This is a genomic window from Pseudomonas sp. Root71 (assembly GCF_001429045.1).
In the GTDB taxonomy this organism is placed as follows: Bacteria; Pseudomonadota; Gammaproteobacteria; order Pseudomonadales; family Pseudomonadaceae; genus Aquipseudomonas; species Aquipseudomonas monachiensis.
In genome coordinates this window covers 671,387-680,314 of record NZ_LMHY01000012.1, presented here as the reverse complement: position 1 = coordinate 680,314, position 8,928 = coordinate 671,387, and the positions used below count along the sequence as shown (strand labels likewise).

At 56.6% G+C, this 8,928-nt stretch carries 8 protein-coding genes, 1 tRNA gene and 1 pseudogene; 4 read left to right on the top strand and 6 right to left on the bottom strand.

Annotated elements, in window-relative coordinates:
- Window positions 1–200: 200 nt before the first annotated feature.
- From tnpA to tnpC, 3 genes are read left to right on the top strand one after another with little or no spacing between them, the layout of a single operon-like run.
- A complete protein-coding gene (gene tnpA, locus ASD95_RS13170) occupies window positions 201–518 on the top strand; it encodes an IS66-like element accessory protein TnpA (RefSeq protein ID WP_056721294.1) in 318 nt (105 codons plus the stop codon).
- Window positions 515–850, top strand: coding sequence for an IS66 family insertion sequence element accessory protein TnpB (gene tnpB / locus ASD95_RS29800; protein WP_056721292.1), 336 nt, complete (start codon window positions 515–517; stop codon window positions 848–850). The genes tnpA and tnpB overlap by 4 nt, the downstream gene beginning before the upstream one ends.
- A gap of 50 nt (window positions 851–900) precedes the next feature.
- Window positions 901–2,427 (top strand): IS66 family transposase, encoded by a 1,527-nt coding sequence (gene tnpC / locus ASD95_RS13160; protein ID WP_056721290.1) that lies wholly within the window; start codon window positions 901–903, stop codon window positions 2,425–2,427.
- Between the two features lie 608 nt (window positions 2,428–3,035).
- On the opposite strand, the gene ASD95_RS13155 is transcribed toward tnpC, so the two are convergent.
- The gene (locus tag ASD95_RS13155) at window positions 3,036–4,217 is read right to left on the bottom strand and encodes a phospholipase D family protein (protein WP_056722258.1); all 1,182 of its coding nucleotides are present in this window, start codon (window positions 4,215–4,217) and stop codon (window positions 3,036–3,038) included.
- 457 nt (window positions 4,218–4,674) lie between these two features.
- Here ASD95_RS13155 and ASD95_RS29795 point away from each other — a divergent pair, with 457 nt between their 5' ends.
- Entirely contained in the window at window positions 4,675–4,893 is a 219-nt protein-coding gene (locus ASD95_RS29795; protein WP_056722256.1) for a hypothetical protein, read from the top strand.
- Between the two features lie 118 nt (window positions 4,894–5,011).
- Here the strand turns inward: ASD95_RS29795 and ASD95_RS13145 are convergent.
- The 5 genes and pseudogenes from ASD95_RS13145 to pheT all read right to left on the bottom strand — a co-directional run.
- Window positions 5,012–5,302, bottom strand: a pseudogene (locus tag ASD95_RS13145) (tyrosine-type recombinase/integrase); the annotation flags it as partial.
- A gap of 421 nt (window positions 5,303–5,723) precedes the next feature.
- Window positions 5,724–5,800: transfer RNA gene (locus ASD95_RS13140), tRNA-Pro, on the bottom strand.
- 89 nt (window positions 5,801–5,889) lie between these two features.
- On the bottom strand, window positions 5,890–6,246 hold the full coding sequence (locus tag ASD95_RS13135; protein ID WP_003179985.1) for a MerR family transcriptional regulator: 357 nt from the start codon (window positions 6,244–6,246) through the stop codon (window positions 5,890–5,892).
- Window positions 6,227–6,529, bottom strand: a complete 303-nt coding sequence (gene ihfA / locus ASD95_RS13130) for an integration host factor subunit alpha (RefSeq protein ID WP_002553164.1) — start codon at window positions 6,527–6,529, stop codon at window positions 6,227–6,229. Before ihfA ends, ASD95_RS13135 begins: the two co-directional genes overlap by 20 nt.
- Window positions 6,530–6,532: 3 nt before the next feature.
- Window positions 6,533–8,911 carry a phenylalanine--tRNA ligase subunit beta gene (pheT, locus tag ASD95_RS13125; protein WP_056722253.1) on the bottom strand — a complete coding sequence of 793 codons (2,379 nt, stop codon included), beginning with the start codon at window positions 8,909–8,911 and terminating at the stop codon, window positions 6,533–6,535.
- Between the last annotated feature and the right edge of the window lie 17 nt (window positions 8,912–8,928).

Here is an 8,928-nt window from a genome sequence, read left to right as displayed (position 1 = left end):
CCTCTGGCGGCGAATCGCAATAGGCTGAAACGCGTCCTCCGGAATACAGGGGGCGCAGGTAGCAAATTACCGCCCGCCAATAAGGGGCGGACCACGGTTTGTAAGCGTCCGGCCAAGTCACCTACCGAACTCCAGCATTAAGGGCGATGGTGTCCGCGTATTTTTAAGCGGACGCGATCGCCCTTATCGCCAGGATTTTCATGCGCCAACGAAGCTCTTACCCCAAGCCGTTCAAAGCCCAAGTCGTCCAGGAATGCCTGCAACCTGGAGCAACGATTTCCAGCGTAGCCATCCATCACGGCATCAACGCCAACGTTATCCGCAAGTGGCTACCGATTTACCGGGATAAATCACCCGCAACTCTGCCGGCCTTCGTCCCGGTACAAGCCGCACCCAAGCGCGCAACCGAAGAGACGGTGATCATCTCGCTGCCTTTGGGCGATAAATCCATCACCATAAAATGGCCAGCGTCAGATCCGGACGGCTGCGCGTGTTTTATTCGTGGCCTGGCCCAATGATTCGCATCGACTCCATCTGGCTCGCCACCCAGCCCATGGACATGCGCGCCGGCACCGACACGGCACTGGCCCGGGTGGTTGCCGTGTTCGGTGCGGCGAAGCCGCACTGTGCCTACCTCTTTGCCAACCGCCGGGCCAACCGCATGAAGGTGCTGGTGCATGACGGCGTCGGTATTTGGCTGGCGGCGCGGCGCTTGAACCAGGGCAAGTTTCATTGGCCGGGCATCCATCGTGGGGCGGAGGTTCAACTCGACTCCGAACAACTTCAGGCGCTGGTACTTGGATTGCCCTGGCAACGAGTCGGTGCAGGTGGCGCAATTACATTGCTATAAAACCTGGCTTTTAGCTGTGACAGGAGGGCCGCTTTGGTAAAATCCACGGCATGACTTCCTTGCCCGATCTCGACCAAATGACCCCCGAACAACTGCGCACACTGGCTGCGCAGTTGATGTCCAAGGTCGACGCCCAGAGCAGAAAGATCCATCGCGATGAAACGATCATCGAGCAGCTCACTCACGAGATCGCCATCCTCAAACGCCACAAGTTCGCCAAGCGCAGCGAGCAGATCAGCCCGGCGCAAGGCAGCTTGCTCGATGACCTGCTCAATACCGACCTTGAAGCCATCGAGGCCGAGTTAAAAGCCCTTCATCCAGCACCCGCCCAGGCAGAACCACGCCAGCAACCCAAGCGTGCGCCTTTGCCGCCGCAGTTCCCGCGCACCGTGATCCATCACGAGCCGGACAACACCCAGTGCGCTTGTGGCTGCCAGCTTCAGCGCATCGGTGAAGACGTCAGCGAGAAGCTGGACTACACGCCGGGCGTGTTCACCGTCGAACAGCATGTGCGTGGGAAATGGGCCTGCCGGCAGTGCGAAACGCTGATCCAGGCGCCGGTGCCACCACAGGTGATCGACAAGGGCATCCCCACCGCCGGCCTGCTGGCGCACGTGATGGTTGCCAAGTTCGCCGATCACCTACCGCTCTATCGACAGGAAAAGATCTTCGGCCGTGCCGGCCTGGCCATCCCGCGCTCGACACTGGCGCAGTGGGTGGGTCAAACCGGTGTCCAGCTTCAGCCGCTGGTCGATGCGCTACGCGAAGCAGTGCTGGCCCAGCGCGTAGTCCACGCCGATGAAACGCCGGTACAAATGCTGGCTCCAGGAGAAAAGAAAACCCACCGCGCTTACGTCTGGGCCTACAGCAGTACGCCATTCTCGGCACTCAAGGCCGTGGTCTATGACTTCAGCCCCAGCCGTGCCGGCGAACATGCGCGTAACTTCCTGGGCGCGTGGAACGGTAAGCTGATCTGCGATGACTTCGCCGGCTACAAGGCCAGCTTCGAGCTGGGCATCACCGAAATCGGCTGCATGGCCCATGCGCGCCGCAAGTTCTTCGACCTGCACGCGGCTAATAAAAGTCAGTTGGCGGAGCAGGCGCTTCACTCGATTGGCGGGCTGTACGAAGTCGAGCGACACGCCAGGGAAATGAGCGACGAAGACCGCTGGCGATTACGCCAGGAAACAGCGGTGCCCATCGCTGAAAAACTGCATGAGTGGATGTTGGCCCAACGCGAACTTGTGCCCGAGGGTTCGGCCACAGCCAAGGCCCTGGATTACAGCCTTAAACGCTGGGTAGCGCTGACGCGCTACCTGGAAGATGGTGCTGTACCCATCGACAACAACCAGATCGAGAACTTGATCCGGCCGTGGGCGCTTGGGCGGTCGAACTGGTTGTTTGCTGGGTCGCTGCGCAGCGGCAAGCGGGCGGCGGCGATCATGAGCCTGATCCAGTCGGCGCGCATCAATGGACATGATCCGTATGCCTATCTTAAGGATGTGCTGTTGCGGTTGCCGACGCAGCGGGCGAGCGAGATCGAGCAACTGCTGCCCCATCAGTGGATGCCTGCCTGATCTGTGCAAGGTGTGTTCGCTGGCCGCTTACGATATTTCGCACAGGTGACCCTGAACAGCTGCGTGCGAACTTTCCTGCGGACAAAAACAAAACCCCAACTGCTTTCGCAATTGGGGTTTCGGAATTTAATCTTGACGATGACCTACTCTCACATGGGGAANTGCGGTTGCCGACGCAGCGGGCGAGCGAGATCGAGCAACTGCTGCCCCATCAGTGGATGCCTGCCTGATCTGTGCAAGGTGTGTTCGCTGGCCGCTTACGGTGAACTGACATGGTTGAAGCAAGAATAATGAAAGTGAGGCACGGAAGCTCAGAGAGAGCTGAAGCTTGCCAGGGAACGTCGTGGGAAGGAGCAATTGTGCTCCAGCGCTCGGCAGACGTTCAAAACGGTCACAGGGCACTACGAAGAGATCTCCCCGGCCCTAAGGTGTGTTCGCCGGACGCTTGCGCGAATCCGGCTAAAGCTTCTGGCCGATTACTGCCTGTCGCTAGGGGCTGAAATCGACCCGATATAGCGGACGGTGCAGAGAGCGACGGCTGCGGACGCAACCGTTGCTACTCTAGTCAGTCCGCTTGATCATCTTGAAGGCGTCGTCGACCTCAATATTTACTTTGGTTCGTAAAAGATAGCGTCCAGCATGGCTGCTCTTGCCTTCCAGGCTTTGAGCTCTTTGCCTGACCTCGGTGGTGCTGACTTCCACCACGGTGCATTCATGATTCTCTCAACGACTTCTTCCCAGTAGCGGTCGTAGTCAAGCTGTGTGGAATTGGTCATACCAACGTCTTTGGCCAGCTTTCTGAGGTTCGCACTATCAACACAAAGGAACTGGTCTGGTCGCCTCATGCTGAGCAACCTGGTTGCCGTGCCTATGCCGTCGCGTCCATTTGGGAAGGCTTTCAAGTACTCGGCAATGAAGCGCTGGTACTGATCCTTGGTGACAGTACCAGCGGAAGGTATCTGGTCTAGAGCAGTCGATAGAAACTCAGGGCTTTCAATGACTACGTTCTTGAATACACCCGCACCCTTCATGGAGCCAAACCAGGCAGCATGCTCCATTACCTTGTTTGGGATCCCTGCAATCGCACGCCGAGTTTGAGCATCAACGTCCTTGAAGTGAGGCACGCTTGCAAAAACCTTTTGGATCTTGTCCAAGAGATCCAAGCGGTCATCGAAGCCATGTAACTTGTCCTTCTTAAGTTCAGCCAGGAACGTTGGCCAGTCCATACCCATCACTTCGGACTCGATAGCTGATTTGGTCGGTGGCCTATCGCCGTAGTGATCCATCAGCTTGCGAAGCTCAGGTTGCTTGGCCTTCCAGATTCTCCGGTAGTTAGCAGCTTCGATTGATGTGATGGATTTGGCTCGCTCGGAATAGCCTTCTATAAGGGCTTTCAGGTCCTTGAGGTGATTGCCATCCTCGTGGGAAAGAAGAGTGCAAAGCTCGGTGTTCTCATGTAGGGCACCGGCGGTGAAGTTGGCGCTACCAATGATGGCTTCCCACTGATGGTTGCTCCAGAAGAGATACACCTTTGGATGAAATACGCCCTTGGGTTGCAGTACGAACTTGACGGTGTTGGACTGGAGGAAGTTGTCCAGCACGTCAGGGTGGGTCTGGTAGAAGTGGGTTCCGATCACTCCAACCCGAATCTTGTCCTTATGCTTCAAGAGAAGCTCGTAGGGCTTCGTTGAGGCTGAAGCCCACGCGACCCCAATGGAGATATTTGAGTAGCTCTTGATAAGCCGTTGGAGGTTTGTTTCTAAGTCTATGGCTGTCGTGATGAGCTTCATTTCTTCTCTTCTGATTCATCGTCATCATTTTCAAGCAACCCACCGTTGACTTGCTTATTAATGGATCTTACTGAAGAGTACTGTCTGTTTGCTATCACGCAATTCAGTCAGGCACTTCTCATGAAAAGGGCCTGACGCCAGATTTTGAGCGGACACAGCAGGTGTTCCGTTGGATGGGATTACTAGGTGAGTAGAATTCCCATTAACATGGAGATAGACGTCGAAAATTACTGGCTGCTTTGATTGGTTCGTAGAACGACCGCATTTGGCTGTTTCTGCCTGTCGCCACAGTCAGCTTTAGGTCGTCCTCTGCCGGTCAAAAATCAGGAGCGTGAGCAAGCGCAATTCAGGTGAATGTTGAATGCAAACAGCTAGATAGAACTAGGTAATTAGCCACCAGTCTCAGCCAGCGTGAGATGAGCTAGGCTTCCGGCAACATTTCTCAAGGATGACCGTCATGCCAGATAGCTCAGACTGCAAGATCGCGACGGCTGACGCTCTGACATTGCTCCTCCACAATCAACACGCTCTAGGTGCAGCAATAGAAGAAATAACCAAGTGGCTTTTAGAAAATGGGGTTGGCAGTGTTGCCGCTAATGCGATATCGGCCATGGAAACGCTGGACACAAATGCTCAAGCCATCACAGATTCCATTATGAGGATACGCCAGTCTTAGATCACTCAGTGCAGTCTAAGGCTGCCCTCTGATCTGAATCGGTCTCTGATTTTATAGGCACATTTGACCGATAGTGGGACGAGTAGCAACGGTCTAGCACGACCGTCACAATGAATGGTCAGACTTCCGTCTGCTCCGCCATTTCCAAGGCATCATCGACCTCGACTCCCAGGTACCTAACAGTGCTTTCAAGCTTCGTATGACCTAGTAAGAGTTGGACGGACCTCAGGTTCTTTGCCCTGCGATAGATCAAAGAAGCCTTGGTTCTCCGAAGCGTGTGAGTACCGTACATGGTTGGATCAAGGCCAATGGCTGCCATCCAATCTTTGACTATTCGAGCGTATTGTCTGGTGGAAAGATGGTCTGAGGCGTGCAACCAGCTCGGGCACAAGAAATCCTCGCTGCGAAGGTACTTTTAAGCAGGAAATCAGCGCAGGGGCAATCGTGCCGTTCCCCGCCTATGACCCTGCCCTGCGTACCCGTTATGCCTTCAGCCACCTGAAAGAGCGCTCACTGCCACCCGCGGTAGAGATTTAGAGCCAGTCTCTTACGGGCTCTGCTTGGAGATATGTGGCGGATACGTGGAGGTTCATACCCGAAGAGGAAAACGTTCCTCCCTATTAACGATGCAATCGTGCACGCCTCGCAACCCGATGCTCTTGAACACCCCGCGTTGGAGCACTCTACGTTTATTCCCCTCCCTCTCGACCAGCGGATAATCGAAATCCTCAGTGGGGCAAAAAGTGGGGCAAAAATCAGCTCCGCGAAAAAACAATAAATCATAAAAAAATCCAGTCACCGCTAAGTGACTGGATTTCTTTAAAAATAAATGGTCGGGACGGAGTGATTCGAACACTCGACCCCTAGCACCCCATGCTAGTGCGCTACCGGACTGCGCTACGCCCCGACTAGGCGTGAAACTCGTCCCTCTCCTCGAGGAACGCTCAAGAATATATCGCAAGCTTTTGAAAACTGGAAGTATTTAAAAGCGAGAATTTATTTCTTGAGCACCACCAGAACATCTTCGAGCTCGGCGATCATCTGGCGGATCATTTGCTTGTATTGGGTGGTGTCGTCTTTGGCTTCATCACCGGACAAACGCAAGCGCGCTCCGCCGATGGTGAACCCCTGATCGTAAAGAAGCGCGCGGATCTGCCGGATCATCAGCACGTCCTGGCGCTGATAATACCGGCGGTTTCCGCGGCGTTTGACAGGGTTGAGTTGAGGAAACTCCTGCTCCCAGTAGCGCAGCACGTGCGGTTTGACCGCACACAGCTCGCTGACTTCACCAATGGTGAAGTAGCGTTTGCCCGGGATGACGGGGAGCTCGTCGTTATGACTTGGTTCCAGCATAAGCCTCAACTCGGGCCTTCAACTTCTGCCCTGGACGAAAGGTGACCACACGGCGAGCCGTGATCGGGATTTCTTCCCCCGTTTTCGGATTGCGGCCAGGCCGCTGGCGTTTGTCCCGAAGGTCGAAATTGCCGAAACCGGACAATTTGACTTGTTCGTTGTCTTCGAGAGCGTGCCTGATTTCTTCAAAAAACAGTTCGACCAATTCCTTGGCCTCCCGTTTGTTCAGGCCCAGCTCTTCATACAGACGTTCCGCCATCTCAGCTTTCGTCAGAGCCCCCATACGTCACTTCCTTAACGTGGCGTTCAACCTTTGTTCGAGCGAGGTGAGGATGTTTTGCGTTGCGGTATTCACCTCATCGTCATTAAGAGTGCGCGATGGATGCTGCCAGGTCAAGCCGACTGCAAGGCTTTTTCTATCAGGATCAATGCCTTTACCCTGATACACGTCAAATAGCCTGAGGTCTGTCAGCCATTCGCCTGCATTTTCACGGATTACGTCCAGTACAGCCGTGGCTGCAACGTCTTTGTGCGCAATCAGTGCAAGGTCACGACGCACTTCAGGAAAGCGCGATAACTCGTGGAATTTAGGCATTTTGCCCGACGCCACTTCCGCCAGAACCAGCTCGAAGACGAAGACTGGACGGTCGAGACCGAGGGTTTTCGACAATTCAGGGTGGATCGCGCCAATGAAGCCGACCAGACGACCGTCACGCTCGATGCGCGCGGTTTGACCCGGGTGCAGCGCCGGGTGCTTGCCCGGTACGAAAGTGAACGCATCCAGGGCACCGGCGAAGCCCAGCACCGCTTCCACGTCAGCCTTGACGTCGAAGAAGTCGACGGTATCGCGACCTTGCGCCCAGCCTTCCGGCAGACGACTACCGCAAACAACGCCTGCCAACATCGGCTCTTGCTTCAAACCTTCAAGCTGACCAACGAAACGCAGGCCGCTTTCGAACAGACGCACGCGATCCTGCTGACGGTTCAGGTTGTGCTGAAGCGCCTTGACCAGACCCGGCCACAGCGACGAACGCATGGCGGCCATGTCATTGGAGATCGGGTTCGCCAGCAGCAACGGCTCCACACCCGGATTAAACAGTTCGAACTGTTTCGGATCGATGAAGCTGTAGGTAATTGCTTCCTGATACCCACGGGCAACCAGCAGTCGGCGCAGCTCAGGCAGGTCGCTACGGGCTTCTGCCTTGGCTTGCGGCGCCAGACGCGCTTGCGGGTAACGAACCGGCAAACGGTTGTAGCCGTACAGGCGTGCCAGTTCTTCAATCAGGTCGACTTCCAGGCTGATATCGAAGCGATGGCTTGGCACTTCTACACGCCACTGCCCTGCCCCGTCGGCAGTAATGGTCAGGCCCAAGGCATTGAGCAGACGCTCCACTTCAGCCGAGTCCATTTCCATACCCAGCATCTGGGTAATGCGCTGGGCACGCAGGGTGATCGGAGCAATTTTCGGCAGGTGCTGTTCGCTGACGGTCTCGATGATCGGACCCGCTTCACCACCGGTGATATCGAGCAGCAAGCCGGTCGCGCGCTCCATGGCTTCGCGGGCCAGCTGCCAGTCAACGCCGCGCTCATAGCGATGGGATGCGTCAGTGTGCAGGCCATAGGAACGGGCCTTGCCTGCTACGGCGATCTGGTCGAAGAAAGCGCTTTCCAGGAACACATCGCGGGTGGTCGCGGAGACACCGCTGTGCTCGCCACCCATGACACCGGCGATTGCCAGTGCGCGGGAGTGGTCGGCAATCACCAGCGTATCGCTACGCAGGCTGACTTCCTGACCGTCGAGCAGTACCAGCTTCTCGCCCTCTTCGGCCATGCGCACACGGATGCCACCGTTGATTTCGGCGAGATCGAAAGCGTGCAGCGGCTGACCCAGTTCCAGCATCACGTAGTTGGTGATGTCGACGGCAGCGTCGATGCTGCGCACATCTGCACGACGCAGGCGCTCAACCATCCACAGCGGCGTAGGCCTGGACAGGTCGACATTACGAATCACACGACCGAGGTAGCGCGGGCACGCGGCGGGCGCCAGCACTTCTACCGAACGCACTTCGTCGTGGGCGGCAGGAATCGAGGCCACCACCGGACGGACCACAGGAGCGGCGTACAGTGCACCCACTTCACGGGCCAGACCGGCCAGGGACAGGCAGTCGCCACGGTTCGGGGTCAGATCGACCTCGATGCTGGCGTCTTCCAGGTCCAGATAAACGCGGAAATCCTCGCCCACCGGCGCATCGGCCGGCAGCTCCATCAAGCCGTCATTGCCTTCACCGACCTGCAGCTCGGATTGCGAGCACAGCATGCCGTTGGACTCAACGCCACGCAGCTTGGCCTTCTTGATCTTGAAGTCGCCCGGCAGCTCGGCGCCGATCATGGCGAAAGGAATCTTCAGGCCCGGGCGCACATTTGGCGCACCGCAAACAACCTGGAAGGTTTCCGAACCGTTGCTGACCTGGCACACACGCAGCTTGTCGGCGTCCGGGTGCTGCTCGGTGCTCAGCACCTCGCCAACGACCACGCCACTGAAAACACCGGCGGCCGGCGTAACGCTATCGACCTCAAGACCGGCCATCGACAGACGAGCAACCAGCTCGTCGCGACTTACCTGCGGGCTAACCCAGCCACGCAGCCATTGTTCACTGAATTTCATCCTGCTCTCCTAAGAAT

What these genes read in the sequence shown, in the direction of transcription:
- tnpA (WP_056721294.1), top strand. Translation starts at nt 201, where the DNA reads ATGCGCCAACGAAGCTCTTACCCCAAGCCGTTCAAAGCCCAAGTCGTC.
- tnpB (WP_056721292.1), top strand. Translation starts at nt 515, where the DNA reads ATGATTCGCATCGACTCCATCTGGCTCGCCACCCAGCCCATGGACATG.
- tnpC (WP_056721290.1), top strand. Translation starts at nt 901, where the DNA reads ATGACTTCCTTGCCCGATCTCGACCAAATGACCCCCGAACAACTGCGC.
- ASD95_RS13155 (WP_056722258.1), bottom strand. Translation starts at nt 4,217, where the DNA reads ATGAAGCTCATCACGACAGCCATAGACTTAGAAACAAACCTCCAACGG.
- ASD95_RS29795 (WP_056722256.1), top strand. Translation starts at nt 4,675, where the DNA reads ATGCCAGATAGCTCAGACTGCAAGATCGCGACGGCTGACGCTCTGACA.
- ASD95_RS13135 (WP_003179985.1), bottom strand. Translation starts at nt 6,246, where the DNA reads ATGCTGGAACCAAGTCATAACGACGAGCTCCCCGTCATCCCGGGCAAA.
- ihfA (WP_002553164.1), bottom strand. Translation starts at nt 6,529, where the DNA reads ATGGGGGCTCTGACGAAAGCTGAGATGGCGGAACGTCTGTATGAAGAG.
- pheT (WP_056722253.1), bottom strand. Translation starts at nt 8,911, where the DNA reads ATGAAATTCAGTGAACAATGGCTGCGTGGCTGGGTTAGCCCGCAGGTA.